Below are 15,220 nucleotides of genomic sequence, written 5' to 3' on the forward strand. Positions count from 1 at the left end.
CCGACCGGCGGACCCGTGACTGCGGGCACTCGGCATGGCTGTTCCTCCCCCGTTTCGTGCTGCCGTCCGGCCCCCTGGCTCCGCAGCTCACCGCAGGTCTGAGGCATGGTCAGAGCGGGTGCTGCGTCGACGGCGGACGAAACTTATGCCACGGGGGCGCCGTGAGCAAAGCGGGATTTCCCCGGGGGATCGGGGGAGTGCGGCAGTTGCAGCGGGCTGGTGGTGAACATGTGTGCGGGTGCGGCGGAAGCGATGGGCGGTGGGAGAGGGCTGTGAGGTTCCCCCGCCCGCGGACGGGCACCGCCCGGCACGGTGGATCTCCGTGCCGGGCGCGCGGTTTGGCGGTGGATCGTGCCCGTCCGGCGGGTCGCCCGACAGGCCCGCGAGGCCGGCCGACACCAAGGCTTTCCCCTGGCGGCGGGCGGGTGTGATCCCACCCACGATTCGTGCCCGGCCCGGACGGAATCCGGACGGAATCCGGACCGCGCTGTTACGGACAGGGGCCCCTGTCGCGGGCGTCGGGCCGGTTCGGGCGGGGCCGTCGCCGGCGGGGCGCCGTTACGGGTGGGTGCCCGGGACGCCGAGTTGCTGGGCGAGCCAGGGGAGGGCCTGGGTGAAGGTCGCGGCGCCGGTCTGCCAGGTGTGCTTGCCGGAGCCGACGGTGCTGGTGGTGCGGATGCCGTCCTTCTTGGCGGCCGCGTCCAGGGCCTTGGCGGACTCGATCTGGCCGTGCTCCTCGTCGCCCTGGCCGAAGAAGCCGGAGACGCCCTGGTACTTGGGGTGGTGGCCGGCGAGCACGGTCAGCGGGTCGTGGGCCGCCCAGGCCGCCGCGTCGCCGCCGTACAGCTCCTGGATGGTGTGGTCCTTGTCACCGATGTACGGGCCCTTGTCGCCGGAGAAGTCGCCGAAGTGGGTGAAGACGTTGGGGTGTTCGACGACCAGGTCGACGGCGCAGGTGCCGCCCATGGACCAGCCGGCCACGCCCCACTTGTGCGGGTCGGTGGCGGCGTTGAAGGTCTTCTGCACGAACGGCGGGACGTCCTTGAGCAGGTGGCTCTCGGAATTGCCGTGCGGGCCGTCCACGCACTCGGTGTCCACCCGGAAGCCGCCGGTGGCGTCCACGAAGACCAGGATCGGCGAGAAGCCGTTGTGCTTGGCGGCGAACTCGTCGGCGGTCTTCACCGCGTTGCCGGAGCGGATCCAGTTGTCGGGCGCCGCGAACTCGCCGCCGATCATCTCCAGCACCGGGAGCTTGGGCCGGTTCTGGCTGCGGAACCAGGCCGGCGGCAGGTAGAGCAGCTCCTGGCGGTGGGCGAAGCCGCTCGCGGTGTCCGGTATGTCGACCTGGACGATGCGGCCGGTCTTGGTCTTGCCGTGGATCTTGGCGAGCTCGGCCAGGGTGATCTGGTCCGGCAGCGGATCGCCGCTGAGCTCGCCGACCGCGTCGTCGATCGTCGGGTAGTAGCCGGTGGCGATGTTCACGCTGTTCGCGGCGCAGAACAGCGCGAGGAGGACGGTCGGCGCCACCAGCACCCGCCGCCACCACTTCGCGCCGCGCCAGCCGAAGCCCAGCACCGAGAACGCCGCGATCGCCACCCCGCTCCACAGCCACACCCCGAACGGGATCGGATCGGTGATCCCGGCCAGGGTGAGCACGCCGACGGCGACGACCGCGGTGATCGCCAGCGCCGTGCCGAGCGCGATCGGACCCCACTTGCGCTGCCAGGTCCGGTCCCGCCAGCCCGCCGCGGTCAGGAACAGGGCGAGGGCCGCGGCCTGGACCGTCCAGGGGAACCAGCCGTCGAGCAGGGAGACGTTCATGCGCGGAGGCTAGGGGCGGGAGATGAGAGGGGGGTGAGAGGCTGGGAGGCCGCTGGGCATCGACTGGGCGTCGGCTGGGAAGCCGCTGGAGGCGCCCGGCGTAAAGACGGAGCCAAAGGGTCCGGGCTCTTCCATTCAGTGGATCGGCGACTTCGCGCGGGTGGAAATTGTGGTCAAAACCGTTGGGCTCCAAGGCTGTTGACGGAGAGTGCCCCGGCGAGTCGTGACGTGTTCGAGTCGGGGGCGGTCCGCTGACCGCCCCCCGGCTCAGTCGTACAGGGCTTGGCCCCTGGCCGTTCTGGCGTAGAGCACCACCCGGCCGGTCCGGTGAGGTGCGACCAGACCGGCCTTGGCGAGCTTGTGCAGCTGGGTGGACACCCCGCCGGGGGCCAGCCCGGTCCGGTTGGCGAGCTCCACGGTGCCGGCCGGGGTCTCCAGGAGGCCCAGCAGCAGAGCCCGGGTGGCGCCGAGCGCCGCGGCCAAGTCGGCGGCGTCGGTGCGGGACTCCCACAGCGTCCCGATGCCGCGGACGGGGTAGCGGATCACGGGCACCCAGGGCGCCGCGGTCTTGACGTAGAGCTTCGGCCACGCGAACGCCGACGGCACCAGGACGAGGCCCCGACCGTCCAGTGAGCGGTGCGGATCGGCCGGGTTCGATTGCCGCTGGGCGATCCGCAGCGTGCCGGTGGCCTGGTCGAAGGCCAGGTCGGGGTGGATGTCGGCGAACATCGCCGCCGGTCCGCGCTCGGTGAGGGAACGGGCGCGGTAGTGGATGTCGGATTCGAGCAGGGCCCGGATCCTCGGCCAGGCCGGCGCCAGGGCGCGCTGCCAGTACGCGTGCAGGTCGGTGACGATCCGGTCCAACTCGCGCCGGGGTGCGCGCGCCATGGGTGTCAGGCCGCTCGGTCGGTTCGTGCCGAACACCTCGGCCAGGTCGCGGCGGATGACCTCGGCGGGGGTGCGGCGCACCTCGTCGAGCTCGTCGTCGATGGTGGTCAGGGGCGAGAGCGGGGTCGGCGCGAGGAACCCGGGGAGGTGGCCCTGCGGGCCGGCGGTGAGGGCGCGTGCCGCCGCCGCTCGGGGCGTGGTGAGCAGCGGGTCGTGGCGGTGCTCGGACAGCCACGGCATGTGGATCGCGTGGCTCGCCGGCCGGGCCAGCGTCCTGATGGAGGCCAGCAGCTCCCAGGCCGGGGAGACGGCCCAGCGCAACTGGCTCAGATCGGCTGTGCCCAGGGAGAGGGTGAGCGTGAACGGCACGAGGATTCACCCTAGCGTGAATCCATTGAGGCGACTTTCGAACTCCCCGACGCTTCCCGCCATGACGCAGACGATCACGGCGGCACCGCCCGTCGTCACTCCACAGGACCGCAGCCGCTACCTCACGGCGTCCGGAGTCGCGCTGTGGGGCGCCCAGATCGGCCAGGTGGCCGTTCCGCTGACGGCGGTCACCGTGCTGCACACGGGGGCCTCGGGGACGTCCCTGCTGAGGACCGCGCTGACCCTGCCCTTCGTACTCCTCGGACTGCCGGTCGGCGCCTGGCTGGACCGGGTGCGGCGCCGTCCGGTCATGATCGGCGCGGACCTGGTGCGGGCGGGCGCGTTGATCACCGTGCCGGTCGCGGCCTGGTCGGGGTGCTTGAGCACGGTCCACCTGCTGGCTGTCGTGGTGGTGCAGGGCGTGGCGACGGTGTTCTTCGACCTGGCCACCCAGAGCCTCGTCAAGGACCTGGCCCCGGGCGCCCTGCTCGCCCGCACCAACGCCCGGCTGGCCACCGTCACCCAGACCGCGCTCATCGGAGGGCCGGCGCTGGCCGGGTGGGCGGCCGGGATGCTCAGCGCGCCCACGGTGCTGCTGGTGATGGCTGCGGGATACCTGTGGTCCGCAGCCTGGTTGTCCACGCTCGGGATGCGCGAGCACCCGGCCGGTGGGGTCGTGCGGCGCCACCTCCTGCACGAGATCGCCGAGGGCATCGCCTTCGTCGCCCGCCAGCCCGTGCTGCGCACCGTGACCGTCGCCGGCTCCATGGTCAACATCGGCACCGCCGGGGTGATGACGCTGCTCCCCGTGCTCGCGCTCACCGAACTCGGCTGGAGCGAAGGGGAACTGGGCTTGTTCCTCGGTGCCGGAGGCGTCGGCGGTCTGCTCGGCGCGCTGTCCGCCGTCAGGCTCGCCGACCGGCTCGGCGCGGGCCGCGCTGCCCTGCTCGTCGGGGTTCTGGTCGCGCCCCCGGCCGTCGCCGTCCCCCTGCTCGGCCGGCCCGTCCCCGGCCCGGTTGCGGCCGTCGGCTGGGCCCTGGTCCTGCTCAAGGTCGGCTTCGACTCGGTCTTGATGATGACCTTCCGCCAGCAGGTCACCCCCGCCGGGCTGCTCGCCCGCGTCAACGGCACCATGCGCGTCCTCTTCACCGGCGCCACGGCCCTCGGCGCGGCAACGGCCGGGGTCCTGGCCGCGGCCGTCGGCACCCGGTGGGCCCTGGCAGCGTCGGCCGCCTGCCTGGCCTGCGTGTGGATTCCGATCGCCCTCTCGCCCGTCCGGCGGATGAGGGTGCTCGGGACCCACACCTGAGGGGCGAGAGATGTCGGCCAGGTGAGTCGTCTCCTTGCGGGCGCGGTGGTGTCAGGTGAGGCGCCCGTTGGAGATGGTTCAGCCGCAGTGGCGGGAAGGGCCCGCCCCGGCGGTGCGAGCGGTTTGAGCTGCTGCGCCGGCACCAGGATCACGTGGAGGCGCGGATCCGGGAGTTGCAGGGGACCCTGGACGTGATGCGGGAGAAGGTGCGGATCTACGAGGACCATCTCGCCCGCGGCGAAGCCGACCGGCTCTGGAACCCGTCCCACCCGGATACCGGGCAAGGCTCAGGAGATGGGGATCGGCTCTGTGAGGTCACACCCTCCCCGGCGATCTCCCACGTGTCGCAGAACGGTTTCTGGCGGATGGACGTGGTGAACAGGAGGCCGGGGCGATCACCTCAACTGCTGCCGGGCGGCCTTCTTGGCCTCCACGTTCGCCCGCATAGCCACCGCCTTGGGGGAGTCGCCGTACCACCACCACGTGTACCCGGCGCTCGCCAAGAACAAGGCCACGAAGGCGAAGAAGACCGGATCGACCACGAGTTGCCAGCCTCTGGCCAGGCGGTAGAGGGTTGAGCAGGTGAGGACGATCGCGCCTTTGAGCAGGGCAGACAGCGTCTTCTTGGTGCGGAGATTCATGCGCGCACTGTAGGGCCCTGCGGCGGTGTTGACCAAGCATCACGACAGAAGTGGAAATACCAGGGCTGACCTGCCAAAACGCCGCTATTCGATCACCAACGCAAACCCCTCCCCTTGGTCGGCTGCATCGCCATGCGGCATGCGCAGGGCAATCACACTGCTGTGCATCCGAGTCGGGTGCGGTCCGGTGTCGTACGGGCCGACAGGACAGCGGTTCGCAAGAGCCATCATCCCGTCAACATGTGGAGCCGCAGCGGGAGATGAGCAGCAGAGCGCCGCTGCTAGGGTGGCCGGATGGCATCGATCAAGCAGTTCCAGGTCACCTTCGACTGCGCGGAACCTGAGCGCGTCGCCCGCTTTTGGTGCGAGGTGTTGGGGTACGTCGTACCGCCGCCACCGCAGGGGTTTGACACCTGGGACGATTTCAATCGCTCGCTGCCGCCCGAGCGTCAGGGTGCGGCGTTCGTCTGCATGGATCCCTCGGGTGTGGGCCCACGGATGTACTTCCAGCGCGTTCCCGAGGGCAAGGTCGTCAAGAATCGGGTGCATCTCGACGTGCGGGTCGGCACCGGCCTCGTGGGTGAAGAGCGCCTGGCCACGCTTCAGGCCGAATGCGAACGACTGATCGCGCTCGGCGCGGTATGCGTGCAGGTGCTGCGTGCCGATGGCGTCAATGAGTCGTGCATCGCGATGCAGGACATCGAGGGCAACGAGTTCTGCCTCGACTGAGCATCTTCCGAGATCGCGAGGTGGGGAGCCGTCAGGTCGGGCGGCCCCGCGTGGCATGCGGGGCCGCCCGGTGGGGAGTGCGTCAGCGGTTGGTCGGGAAGTCGTCGGAGCGGATGCCGGCGATGAAGGAATGCCAGGCCTCGGGGGTGAAGCCGAGCGCCGGGCCGTGGGAGTCCTTGCTGTCGCGGACCGGGATGATGCCGGTGATGCCGTCGGCTACTTCGATGCAGTTGTCGTTCGGGTTGCTGGCAGTTGCCTTCTTCCACTGCACGGGAAGTGCGGAGGCGACAGGGAAGTGGGTCACTTGAGCGTGTCTCTCTTCTGTGTGATGAGGTTGCGCGACTCGTCGAGGGACAAGGCGGTTGCCATGATTTCGTCGAACGCCGCCCGATAGATGTCGACTTGGTCCGGATCCTCCACCCAGTTGCTGCTGAGCATTCCGCTGAGCAGAACCAGGTCGAGGTCGCGCTGTCGAAACTCCAGGAGTGCGAATGGCCCTGTCATTCCGGGATGCGGAGGAGCCGTGGCCGGCATGACCTGAATCCTGATGTTGGGGAGCTGGCTGAACTGCAGCAGCTTGTCCAGCTGATCAGCCATCACGCCCGGGGTGGCGTTCATCGTCAGGGCGGCCTCGTGAATCACGGCCCACAGCTTCAGCGGGTTCTCGGATCGAGTGAGGACGGATTGCCTGTTGATCCGGACTTCTACACGCTCTTCGACGCTGGGCCTGTTTATCACGCCACTGGAGATGATGGCGTGCGCGTACTGGCGTGTCTGAAGTAGACCGGGGATGTAGGCGGACTCGTACGACTTGTTGCCAACCGCCGTCTCTTCCAAGCGGATCAGATCTGTGTAGAGCGGGTTCAGTTGCTCGTAGCCCGCCATCCAGCCCGGACGGCGTTTGTCTCGGAGGATCTCGACGAGGACCTCCTTGAGCTCCTCGTCGCACTCGTAGAAGTCGAGTAGGGCACGGACGACATCAGGCTTCAGCTGGACGCGAGCGTTCTCGTACCTGCTGAGCTTCACCAGGTTGATGCCGTCGACCTGGGCGGCGACCTCTTCGGCTGAGAGGTTCTTCAGCTCGCGAAGCCTCCTCAGCTCAGCGGCGATGCGTCGGTATCGCACGGCTGGCACTGCGACTGCCATCTACGTAACCCCTCCAGAGCGTTCAGGAACCAGTGTGCATGCGAGTGGTGACGGTTCGCCACCACCGGCGAGAGCCTAGAGGGCGCACCTTGCCCTCGTAACTGAAAGTTTTCATATTTCGCAGACTTGCCTTGCGATCTCTCGCGGCAATGCTTCATGCTGTGAGTGACGGAGCGCTGGCTGTGTGTGATGCGCATGGCATGTGGCTGTGGTGCACTCTCATGGGCGCTTCGTGTTTGACGTGTGCGGGCCGCCGCGACGGCCGCCCGCCCGGCCTTCTCCACTCATGTGCTTGGAAGGTGACTTCGCCATGTCTCGAAACTCCTCCACCGTCTGGCTCCCGCGCAGCCGCCGTTCCCCCGCCGTCGCCCGTCAACGGGTCGCCGTCCTCCTCTCCTCCGTCCCGGACGGGGAGCGCTTCCTCGACTCCGGCCTCGTGGTCGCCACCGAACTCGTCACCAACGCCGTCCTGCACGGCACGCCGGTCGGCCGTCTCATCTACTTCGCGCTCGACGTCGACCTCTCCCGTCTCCGTATCGAGGTCCACGACTCCCTGGGTGACCACAGGCCCGTCCTCGCCGCGCCCGGTCTCGACGGCGAGACCGGACGCGGCCTCCGGCTCGTCGACTCGCTCACCAAGCGTTGGGGCTGCTGCCCGCGCCGGCCCGTGGGCAAGATCGTCTGGGGCGAGGTGGCCGCGTGAGGGCCGATCACGACATCCTCGTGGAGATCCCCGGCGTCAAGCCGCCGACTATCCGCGTCCTCGATGCCTCGACGCTCGAAGCGATCTGGGACTCGGTCCGCTTCCTCCCGATGTCCCGCTCCCAGCTCCAGATCCTGGAGCGCCGCTTCACCGGCCCCTGCGCCGAGCGTGATGTCATCCGCCACCTCGCCGGGAACCCCGCCCTCGTCTTTCCTGTCGGCGAGTACGAGGTGCGCATCAGCTGGGCGAACCCGACCGAGGAGCCCGCGTGATCGACCGCATCCGGGACTGGTGGTTCCTGCGCTGCTCTCCCAGTCGCATCGCGCGGCTCCTTCGCGCCGAACGGCGGCGCCTCGAAGCGGAGTTGGCCCCCTGGCTGCCCGAAGCCTCCGCCGCTGTGCGCCGGCGCGTGCTCGCGGCGATCGCACACGACACGTCCAGCTGATGGCGCCTCCCCCTGCGCGCTAGGTTTGAACGTGTTCAAATATATGAACGCAGGGGGGAATCATGACTGTTGTGCCTGCGAGTGCCCGGTGGCTGGCCGGGGCGGCGGTCGCTGTGTTCGTGCCGCCGCTGGTGCTCATCGGGTCGGTGTTCGGTATCGGTTGGCCGTATGTTCATTATTTGGTCGGGCTGGTCTCCGCCGTCGCATGCGCCGTGCCGGTCTGTTTCCGTCGGCGGGATCGATTTCGGGTCGGCTGCGCTGCGGCCGGGTTCACGGTTGCGGCGGTGTGGGTGCCGTTGACGATCCTGGCCTTCTTCCCGGTGTTGGTGTTCGGCGGCTGGGCCTGGTTCCTGGCCTGCCTGTCCGTGCCGGTCGCGGCGATCACCGCGCTGATCGCCGCGTTTCAGCGAGCTCGTGGGCCCGAGTGCGGCCGTACCGCTGCCGCGCTCGGATGGTCGGCTGCGGCCGTCTCGGTGGCCGGCTGGTTCCTGCTGGCCGTTCAGAGGGGCTAGCGCCGGGCCGGAAGCAGGACGGGGTTCGCTCGTTCTCGGTCGACACGCCCGACCGGCAGACCCTTCCTGAAGGGGCCGAGCTGCAACCCCTGCGCACCGGAACGACAATGGAAGACGGAAACGGGCGGCGGCAAGGCGAGCATGGAGGCAGCCGTGGTCAGCTACCGCATGTGGGTACCGCAACGGCAGGGCCGCTCGGTACTGCATTTCAACGACTCCGAGATCACTCCCCAGTCGGTGGTGCAGGTGGCCGCCACCGAGGCGACCGACCTGGGGCCACCGGTGTTCGTGGGGCAGAACTGGGGAGTTCTCATCGGCGCTGCGAGCATCACGGTCGAGAACGTGTGCGTGCGTGACGGCGGCGTCGACTTCGTGGTCAACGTGGACTGGAGTTCCCCGCTCAACGTCTCCACGGACATCACCATCCTGGATCCCCCCGCACAGTACATCGTTGGAAGCTGACCGGGCGGCTCCTGGCGGTTCGCCGCCGGGAGCAGGCGCTGGACCTGCGCGGTGGGCTCCCGGGGGTGTCGTGACTCCCCCGGGAGCCAAGCTGACGTCCAGCTCGGTGACCGGGCCGACCCGGAGGGTGGCCCGGTAGTCGCCGAAGCGGAAGGTGCCGTCGGGGAAGCTGTAGGTGTAGCTGCGGGCCTCCTCGTCGTAGGCGAGCAGCGTCTCGTTCAGCACCACGCCGTCGAACTCGAAGACCCGGATCGAACCGATCGCATTGCACGGTGCCCCCGCGCGCCGAGGAGCTCGCCGAACGCGGCGCGGTCGACCTGCTGCGCGGGGGCAGGCCGTAGGATCGCGATCATGGATGCCCGCACCGGACTGATCACCGTTCCGCCCGGCCGAGTCACGCTCTCCGACCGCCGCACCCAGCGGAGTTGGGACGTCGACCTCGCTCCGTACCAGCTGGCATCCTGTCCGGTCACCCGCGAGCAGTACGAGGGCGTCGCGGGTGATTGCCGCCCCGCGCACAACGTCTCCTGGCTCGACGCCCTCCGTTACTGCAACGACCTCTCGAAGCGCGAAGGCCTGAACCCCGCCTACGAGTTGGATGGTGAGGCGGCCACCTGGGACCGCACCGCCGACGGCTACCGGCTGCCCACCGAGGCCGAATGGGAACACGCCTGCCGCGCCGGCACCGACGGGCCGCGCTACGGCCCGCTGGACGAGATCGCCTGGTACCGCGGCAACTCCGACGAACGCCCGCACCGGGTGGGCGAGCTGCGGCCGAACGCCTTCGGGCTGTACGACCTGCTCGGCAACGTGTGGGAGTGGTGCTGGGACGTCTACGACGCCGAGGTGTACGGCAGTTACCGCGTCCTGCGCGGGGGCGGGTGGTTCGACGAGCACTGGAGCTGCCGGGCCTCCGTCCGCCGCCGCAGCCACCCCACGCTGCGGATCGACGACGTGGGGTTCCGGCTCGCGCGGTCGATTTCCCGCTGAGGAGCCGGGGGATTCGATCGGCGCAGTAAACGGTTCCGTATGTGGCGCAGTAAACGGCGATCCGGTGCGGGCATCGCGAATTCCTGATTCATTTCAATGACATGAGGAACCGTCATGCCACTGAGGGCGTTTGCGGAGGCATGAGTGAACAGAAGATCTCCCTGCGTCCGATCTCCGAAGCCGACCTCCCGCACTTCCTCAAGCTCCTCAATGATCCCGAAGCCATGGGCGAGCAGCTGTGGTTCGGTTGGCGGCAGCCGGACCGGATCCGTCGCGTCTGGGCCGAGAACGGGCTGCTCACGGACGAGCAGTGGACCCTCGCGATCACCGCCGACGGCGCGTTCTGCGGCTATGCCGCTGCCATGCGGGAAGCGGCGACCCCCACCGCCTGGCACTGGAGCATGGGCGCCCAGCTGCTGCCGGAGGCCAGGGGGCGCGGCATCGGCACTCGGGCCCACCGGCTTTTCGTCGACTACCTGTTCGCGCATTCGCCGGTGATGCGGCTGGAGGCGGAGACCGAGTCGACCAATGACGCGGAACAGCGCGTCCTGGAGAAGGTCGGATTCACGCGCGAGGGCGTGAAGCGGGCGCAGACCTTCCGGGCCGGTGAATGGCGGGACGTGGTGCTCTACAGCCTGCTGCGCACCGACCCGCGTCCCGCAGCGATCTGAGGAACCGTCGTACCGGCCCGGGCGTTGGCGCCTGCATGAACGGTGAAGTGGTCTCCCTGCGTCCGATAGCCGAGGCCGACCTCCCGGAGTTCGGCCGCCTGATCAACGATCCGGACGCGGTGGGCGAGTTCCAGTGGTACGGCTGGCGGGACCCCGAGCGGTTCCGACGCCGGTGGGCCGAGCACGGGCTGCTCGGGGACGACCAGTGGATCTTCGCGGTCGTCGTCCGCGACGAGTTCTGCGGCTTCGTCGCGGCCAGACAGAAGGGCGTGCGGCCGACCGCGCCGTACTGGAACATCGGCATTCAGCTGGTGCCGCAGGCGCGCGGGCGGGGCATCGGGACGCAGGCCCAGCGCCTGCTGGTGGATTATCTGTTCACCCATACGCCGGTGATGCGGGTGGAGGCGGACACCGAGGTCGACAACCTCCCCGAGCAGCGCGCCCTGGAGAAGGTCGGCTTCACCCGGGAAGGCGTCCACCGCGCGGTGACATTCCGGGCCGGGGAGTGGCGCGACGGGGTGGTGTACGGCCTGCTGCGCACCGATCCCAGGCCTTACTGATCGTTTCAGAATGAGATCTTGATCTGACCTCTCGGCTGAGACCGGCGCTGAGAGCCGTGACGGAACTGGGTGACCTGCTTGCGCGTTGGCTCGACAGGACTTTGGGGGGAACCTTGTCGAGTTTGCGCTTCCCGCCGACGCGGGCGGTCGGACGCGGGGCGGCTTGGTACCGCGGGGACTGCCATGTGCACTCTGTCCACTCGGACGGGGAGCTCACCCCTGAAGAGTTGGCCGTTCGGGCGCGCGCTGCCGGGCTCGACTTCATCGCCACGACGGAGCACAACGCAGCTGCGGCTCCCGGTGCTTGGGGGCATCTGGCCGCCGATGACTTCTTGATCCTTCTCGGTGAGGAAGTGACCACGAAGACCGGACACTGGCTTGCGCTTGGCATAGACCCCGGCCAGGTCGTCGACTGGAACCACCAGGTCAGGGACGGACTGATCGGCCAGTGCCTGGACCAGGTCCATCGAGCAGGGGGCCTGTGCGTGGCCGCGCACCCGCATGCGCCCTATCCGTCGGGCGACTTCATGTTCCCCTTCCTGGGCTTCGACGTGGTGGAGGTGTGGAACGGGCTGTGGACTTCGGACCGGCCCTGGAACGCAGACAACAAAGCCGCCCTGGCGGAGTGGGGACGGAGCCTCGCAGCCGACATCCGAGTGGGCCCGTGGCGGCCGGCGATGGGCAACAGCGACACCCATGTGGAGGGACAGATCGGCATCCCCCACACCGCGGTCTTCGCCGAGGAACTGAGCACCGAGGCGGTTCTGGCCGGAATCCGCGCCGGCCGCAGTTGGATCGCGGAGTCGGCGGACGTGAACGTCTCGTTCACCGCCAATGTCGATCGTCGCGTTGCCGGGGTGGGAGAACGGCTCGCGACTCACGGCGGGCAGGTGGAAGTGCGGGCAGCAGTACAAGGCGTGCCGTTGGGGACCGTCAGCTTCCACACCGATCGAGGGAAGGTTCACCGGGCGTCTCTCCCCGGAGACGGGGTGGGTGCAGTGCAGTGGGATACGACGGCGGAGGAGTCGGCGTTCGTCCGCATCGAGGTCCGCCGTCCCAACGGGCACGTCGCCGCACTTACCAATCCGATCATCCTGACCTGACCGCTCGCTTCACCGTGAGGTCTGCAGGCGGCGGAGGCAGATGAGGCCGCAGGCCAGTTCCCGAAGGCGGCGCCAGGCCGTTACCCCGGAGCAGCCCGACCGTTTCGGCCGGGACGTCGCGCCAGGCGACGCCGGTCCGCAGTACGTACATGATCCCGGCGAGTGCCGCCCGGTCGGGAACTCGCAGTCGCCCGGGGTGGCGACGGCGCCGCTCAGGAGCGGGCGGCAGGAGCGGAGCCACGCGCTCCCACAGGTCATCCGGAACAAGATCAGCATGTGCCCGCACATCCTGCCGACCGAGATCGCCGAGCGCACGGCTTGCGGCTCAACTCATTCTGAAGCGATCAGTTACTCGATCTTGATCCACTCGATCTTGTGCGCAACGAAGGGTTCCCGGTCCGCGGTGCTCACCAGGGAGTAGGTGCTCCACTTACCGATTCCCACCTCGACCGGCCGAGGAGAGTCGATTCCGGGCCAGTATCGAATCCTCACGACGTTGTTGCCGGTGGAGGGCGCCCAGGCCTCAAGCGACGCCGAACCACTCCTCGGCGAGGTCGTCCAGTGTCCGCGCGGTCGGCTTCAACTCCCGCAGGTACCACGGCAGATCGCTGTACACATGCAGCAGCGTGTACGCCATCAGCAGCCGGGGCTCGAACGAGCGGCCGTACGCACCCAGCAGCTGTCCGAGCAGGTGCGGGTCGGCGCGGGTGGTGAACAGGCCGACGGCGACCAGGTCGTAGGCCGGGTCGCCGATCATGGCGGGCTCGAAGTCGATCAGGCCGGTGAGGCGCCACCCGGTGGCCGGGTCGGTGATCAGGTGTTCGCGCATGAACTCGGTGTGCAGCAGGGCGCGGTGCCGCGTGCGGGGGAGCGGGGCGGCGGCGAGGAAGTCGGGGATCTGCTCCAACCAGGGCTCGCGTAGGCCGTGTTCGCGTTGGCGGGCGACGGCGTCGGCCCGCTGCTCGTCCTGGAAGGCGATCCAGTTGCCGGGGGCGAGTACGTCGGCGAGAGGTTCGGCGTCGAGGGCGTGCAGGGCGGCGAGCGCCTCGCCGCAGTCGCGGGCGATCCGTTGGCGGTCGGGCCGGGGGATGCGCGGCCAGGCGGGGGCGAGACCCTCGCCGTGCAGCCGGGACATCAGGACGTAGCGCCAGCCGTTGACGTACTCACCGGCCGCCCGGACCTCGGGGGTGGGGATCGGCAGCGCGTCCTGCAGATGGGTGAGGACGCGGGCCTCGGCGAGGCCGTCGTGGGCGCTGGCCGCCGGGAACAGCTTGAGCACATGCGCTCCGCCCACCGCGTACACCGGGACGGATCCCTCCGCGAAGCGTTCCAACGGCATTCCGCAGACGCCGAGTTGCGCGCAGAGCGCCTCGACGCCGGGGCGCATCACCGATTCCTCGGGGACGACCGCGTCCCACTGCTCGTCCGTCTCCACCACAGGCAGCATGGCCGTACGGTAGGCAGGCCGACGGCCGGCGGCAAAGGGTTTCAGCGCCCGCCCTTTCAGCGGCCGCCTTCGAGCTCGGTGGCCGGGTCGTGGGTGCGCAGGTAGTGGGCGCCGGGGCCGGCCTGGCCGAGCCGGTCGTCGGCGTTGTGCAGGGCGCAGCGGGTCAGCGAGAGGCAGCCGCAGCCGATGCAGCCGGTGAGTCTGGCCTTGAGCCATTCGAGTTCGGCGATCTGCTCGTCGATCCGGTCCTGCCAGGTGGTGGCGATCCGGTCCCACTCGGAGCCGCTGGGGGCGGGGCGCTCGGGCAGGCGGTCGAGGGCGTCGCGGGCCTCGTCCAGGGAGAGGCCGACCCGCTGGGCGGCGCGCACGAAGGCGATCCGGCGAAGCATGCCGCGGGAGTAGCGGCGCTGGCCGCCGCTGGTGCGGGTGGCCTGGATCAGGCCGAGGCTCTCGTAGTAGCGCAGTGCGGAGTGGGCGATGCCGCTGCGGGCGGAGAGTTGGCCGATGGTGAGCAGGTCGCCCGAGCGCGGGCCGGCGGCGCGGGTGTCGTCGGAGTTCGCCGTCATGGGTGCTCAGTGTAGCCGCTTGACTTAAAGTTCGCTTGAAGTTGCACGATCGGGGCATGACGACGAAGACACGCACGGAAGCCGTCGGCCGGGCCGGTTTCGAGGACCTCCAGGCCCTGATGGCGCTGATGACCGGTGACGAGAAGCACGACGTCGCCGCCACCTCCACGCTGGACGCGCTCTGGGTGCTGTACGACCGGGTGCTGCGGGTCTCCCCGGACACCGCCGAGGCGCAGGACCGCGACCGCTTCCTGCTCTCCAAGGGTCACGGCCCGATGGCCTACTACGCGGTGCTGGCCGCCAAGGGCTTCATCGACCCGGCCGTGCTGCCCGGCTTCGGGGGCTACGACTCGCCGCTGGGTTACCACCCGGACCGCACGCTGCTGCCCGGGGTGGAGATCTCCTCCGGCTCGCTCGGCCACGGCTTGCCGCTGGCCGTCGGCACCGCGCTCGGCCTGCGGGCGCAGGGCCTGACCGGCCCGGCGGTGTGGGCGCTGATCGGTGACGCCGAGTTCGACGAGGGCTCCAACCACGAGGCGGTGGCCTTCGCCGGTGCGTACGGGCTCGACCGGCTGAACGTGGTGGTGATCGACAACTCCTCGGCCACCCACGGCTGGCAGGGCGGGATCGCCCAGCGGTTCGCGGCCGAGGGCTGGTCCACCGCGACGGTGGACGGCCGCGACCACGAGGCGCTGTTCCGCGCCTACACCGCCGAGCACCCGGGCCGCCCGCACGTGGTGGTCGCCCGGGTGGAGCCGAAGTACTCCTGAGCGCCCCCCGAGAGAGCGCCACCCCGAGAGCGCCGCTGCGAGAGCACCACCCCGGAAGAGCACCACCCCGAACGCCCCCGACACGCCG

General features: G+C 69.6%; 19 protein-coding genes and 1 pseudogene. 12 read left to right on the plus strand and 8 right to left on the minus strand.

Annotated elements, in window-relative coordinates; all coding sequences use genetic code 11:
* Positions 1-558 precede the first annotated feature (558 nt).
* Together ABZW30_RS17450 and ABZW30_RS17455 are read right to left on the minus strand one after the other, a co-directional pair.
* Complete coding sequence (locus tag ABZW30_RS17450; protein WP_355671968.1) at positions 559-1,821, minus strand: alpha/beta hydrolase-fold protein; 1,263 nt, start codon at positions 1,819-1,821, stop codon at positions 559-561.
* A 267-nt stretch (positions 1,822-2,088) separates the two neighbouring features.
* Positions 2,089-3,078, minus strand: a complete 990-nt coding sequence (locus ABZW30_RS17455; protein ID WP_355671969.1) for a DUF5937 family protein — start codon at positions 3,076-3,078, stop codon at positions 2,089-2,091.
* A 61-nt stretch (positions 3,079-3,139) separates the two neighbouring features.
* On the opposite strand from ABZW30_RS17455, the gene ABZW30_RS17460 reads away from it, so the two are divergent.
* Entirely contained in the window at positions 3,140-4,387 is a 1,248-nt protein-coding gene (locus ABZW30_RS17460) for an MFS transporter (protein ID WP_355671970.1), read from the plus strand.
* 395 nt (positions 4,388-4,782) lie between these two features.
* On the opposite strand, the gene ABZW30_RS17465 is transcribed toward ABZW30_RS17460, so the two are convergent.
* The gene (locus ABZW30_RS17465; protein WP_355671971.1) at positions 4,783-5,028 is read right to left on the minus strand and encodes a hypothetical protein; all 246 of its coding nucleotides are present in this window, start codon (positions 5,026-5,028) and stop codon (positions 4,783-4,785) included.
* A 294-nt stretch (positions 5,029-5,322) separates the two neighbouring features.
* Here ABZW30_RS17465 and ABZW30_RS17470 point away from each other — a divergent pair, with 294 nt between their 5' ends.
* Positions 5,323-5,757 carry a VOC family protein gene (locus ABZW30_RS17470; protein WP_355671972.1) on the plus strand — a complete coding sequence of 145 codons (435 nt, stop codon included), beginning with the start codon at positions 5,323-5,325 and terminating at the stop codon, positions 5,755-5,757.
* An 82-nt stretch (positions 5,758-5,839) separates the two neighbouring features.
* On the opposite strand, the gene ABZW30_RS17475 is transcribed toward ABZW30_RS17470, so the two are convergent.
* Entirely contained in the window at positions 5,840-6,061 is a 222-nt protein-coding gene (locus ABZW30_RS17475; RefSeq protein ID WP_355671973.1) for a DUF397 domain-containing protein, read from the minus strand.
* Positions 6,058-6,903: a helix-turn-helix transcriptional regulator gene (locus ABZW30_RS17480; RefSeq protein ID WP_355671974.1), complete on the minus strand. Its 846-nt coding sequence runs from the start codon at positions 6,901-6,903 to the stop codon at positions 6,058-6,060. Before ABZW30_RS17480 ends, ABZW30_RS17475 begins: the two co-directional genes overlap by 4 nt.
* A gap of 310 nt (positions 6,904-7,213) precedes the next feature.
* Between ABZW30_RS17480 and ABZW30_RS17485 the strand changes: the two genes are divergently transcribed.
* From ABZW30_RS17485 to ABZW30_RS17525, 9 genes are all read left to right on the plus strand, one after another.
* On the plus strand, positions 7,214-7,606 hold the full coding sequence (locus tag ABZW30_RS17485) for an ATP-binding protein (protein ID WP_355671975.1): 393 nt from the start codon (positions 7,214-7,216) through the stop codon (positions 7,604-7,606).
* A complete protein-coding gene (locus ABZW30_RS17490; RefSeq protein WP_355671976.1) occupies positions 7,603-7,878 on the plus strand; it encodes a hypothetical protein in 276 nt (91 codons plus the stop codon). The genes ABZW30_RS17485 and ABZW30_RS17490 overlap by 4 nt, the downstream gene beginning before the upstream one ends.
* Positions 7,875-8,051, plus strand: a complete 177-nt coding sequence (locus ABZW30_RS17495) for a hypothetical protein (RefSeq protein ID WP_355671977.1) — start codon at positions 7,875-7,877, stop codon at positions 8,049-8,051. The genes ABZW30_RS17490 and ABZW30_RS17495 overlap by 4 nt, the downstream gene beginning before the upstream one ends.
* Before the next feature lie 113 nt (positions 8,052-8,164).
* Positions 8,165-8,563 (plus strand): hypothetical protein, encoded by a 399-nt coding sequence (locus ABZW30_RS17500; protein WP_355671978.1) that lies wholly within the window; start codon positions 8,165-8,167, stop codon positions 8,561-8,563.
* 153 nt (positions 8,564-8,716) lie between these two features.
* Positions 8,717-9,025 (plus strand): hypothetical protein, encoded by a 309-nt coding sequence (locus tag ABZW30_RS17505; protein WP_355671979.1) that lies wholly within the window; start codon positions 8,717-8,719, stop codon positions 9,023-9,025.
* 351 nt (positions 9,026-9,376) lie between these two features.
* Positions 9,377-10,015: an SUMF1/EgtB/PvdO family nonheme iron enzyme gene (locus tag ABZW30_RS17510; protein ID WP_355671980.1), complete on the plus strand. Its 639-nt coding sequence runs from the start codon at positions 9,377-9,379 to the stop codon at positions 10,013-10,015.
* Positions 10,016-10,155: 140 nt separating this feature from the next.
* Positions 10,156-10,686, plus strand: coding sequence for a GNAT family protein (locus ABZW30_RS17515; RefSeq protein WP_355671981.1), 531 nt, complete (start codon positions 10,156-10,158; stop codon positions 10,684-10,686).
* Positions 10,687-10,721: 35 nt separating this feature from the next.
* Positions 10,722-11,246 (plus strand): GNAT family protein, encoded by a 525-nt coding sequence (locus ABZW30_RS17520; RefSeq protein ID WP_355671982.1) that lies wholly within the window; start codon positions 10,722-10,724, stop codon positions 11,244-11,246.
* A 122-nt stretch (positions 11,247-11,368) separates the two neighbouring features.
* Entirely contained in the window at positions 11,369-12,349 is a 981-nt protein-coding gene (locus tag ABZW30_RS17525) for a CehA/McbA family metallohydrolase (RefSeq protein ID WP_355672083.1), read from the plus strand.
* A gap of 57 nt (positions 12,350-12,406) precedes the next feature.
* Here ABZW30_RS17525 and ABZW30_RS17530 read toward each other — a convergent pair.
* The 3 genes and pseudogenes from ABZW30_RS17530 to soxR all read right to left on the minus strand — a co-directional run.
* A pseudogene (locus ABZW30_RS17530) lies at positions 12,407-12,635 on the minus strand (transposase); the annotation flags it as partial.
* A gap of 237 nt (positions 12,636-12,872) precedes the next feature.
* The gene (locus ABZW30_RS17535) at positions 12,873-13,796 is read right to left on the minus strand and encodes an aminoglycoside phosphotransferase family protein (protein WP_355671983.1); all 924 of its coding nucleotides are present in this window, start codon (positions 13,794-13,796) and stop codon (positions 12,873-12,875) included.
* Between the two features lie 56 nt (positions 13,797-13,852).
* A complete protein-coding gene (gene soxR / locus ABZW30_RS17540) occupies positions 13,853-14,362 on the minus strand; it encodes a redox-sensitive transcriptional activator SoxR (RefSeq protein WP_355671984.1) in 510 nt (169 codons plus the stop codon).
* A 56-nt stretch (positions 14,363-14,418) separates the two neighbouring features.
* Between soxR and ABZW30_RS17545 the strand changes: the two genes are divergently transcribed.
* Positions 14,419-15,132, plus strand: coding sequence for a thiamine pyrophosphate-dependent enzyme (locus ABZW30_RS17545; protein WP_355671985.1), 714 nt, complete (start codon positions 14,419-14,421; stop codon positions 15,130-15,132).
* Positions 15,133-15,220: the final 88 nt, after the last annotated feature.

Origin of the sequence: Kitasatospora sp. NPDC004669 (assembly GCF_040609455.1) — a bacterium.
GTDB lineage: Bacteria > Actinomycetota > Actinomycetes > Streptomycetales > Streptomycetaceae > Kitasatospora.

What these genes read in the sequence shown, in the direction of transcription:
- ABZW30_RS17465 (WP_355671971.1), bottom strand. Translation starts at nt 5,028, where the DNA reads ATGAATCTCCGCACCAAGAAGACGCTGTCTGCCCTGCTCAAAGGCGCG.
- ABZW30_RS17520 (WP_355671982.1), top strand. Translation starts at nt 10,722, where the DNA reads ATGAACGGTGAAGTGGTCTCCCTGCGTCCGATAGCCGAGGCCGACCTC.
- ABZW30_RS17480 (WP_355671974.1), bottom strand. Translation starts at nt 6,903, where the DNA reads ATGGCAGTCGCAGTGCCAGCCGTGCGATACCGACGCATCGCCGCTGAG.
- ABZW30_RS17450 (WP_355671968.1), bottom strand. Translation starts at nt 1,821, where the DNA reads ATGAACGTCTCCCTGCTCGACGGCTGGTTCCCCTGGACGGTCCAGGCC.
- ABZW30_RS17535 (WP_355671983.1), bottom strand. Translation starts at nt 13,796, where the DNA reads ATGCTGCCTGTGGTGGAGACGGACGAGCAGTGGGACGCGGTCGTCCCC.
- ABZW30_RS17545 (WP_355671985.1), top strand. Translation starts at nt 14,419, where the DNA reads ATGACGACGAAGACACGCACGGAAGCCGTCGGCCGGGCCGGTTTCGAG.
- soxR (WP_355671984.1), bottom strand. Translation starts at nt 14,362, where the DNA reads ATGACGGCGAACTCCGACGACACCCGCGCCGCCGGCCCGCGCTCGGGC.
- ABZW30_RS17515 (WP_355671981.1), top strand. Translation starts at nt 10,156, where the DNA reads ATGAGTGAACAGAAGATCTCCCTGCGTCCGATCTCCGAAGCCGACCTC.
- ABZW30_RS17460 (WP_355671970.1), top strand. Translation starts at nt 3,140, where the DNA reads ATGACGCAGACGATCACGGCGGCACCGCCCGTCGTCACTCCACAGGAC.
- ABZW30_RS17485 (WP_355671975.1), top strand. Translation starts at nt 7,214, where the DNA reads ATGTCTCGAAACTCCTCCACCGTCTGGCTCCCGCGCAGCCGCCGTTCC.
- ABZW30_RS17470 (WP_355671972.1), top strand. Translation starts at nt 5,323, where the DNA reads ATGGCATCGATCAAGCAGTTCCAGGTCACCTTCGACTGCGCGGAACCT.
- ABZW30_RS17510 (WP_355671980.1), top strand. Translation starts at nt 9,377, where the DNA reads ATGGATGCCCGCACCGGACTGATCACCGTTCCGCCCGGCCGAGTCACG.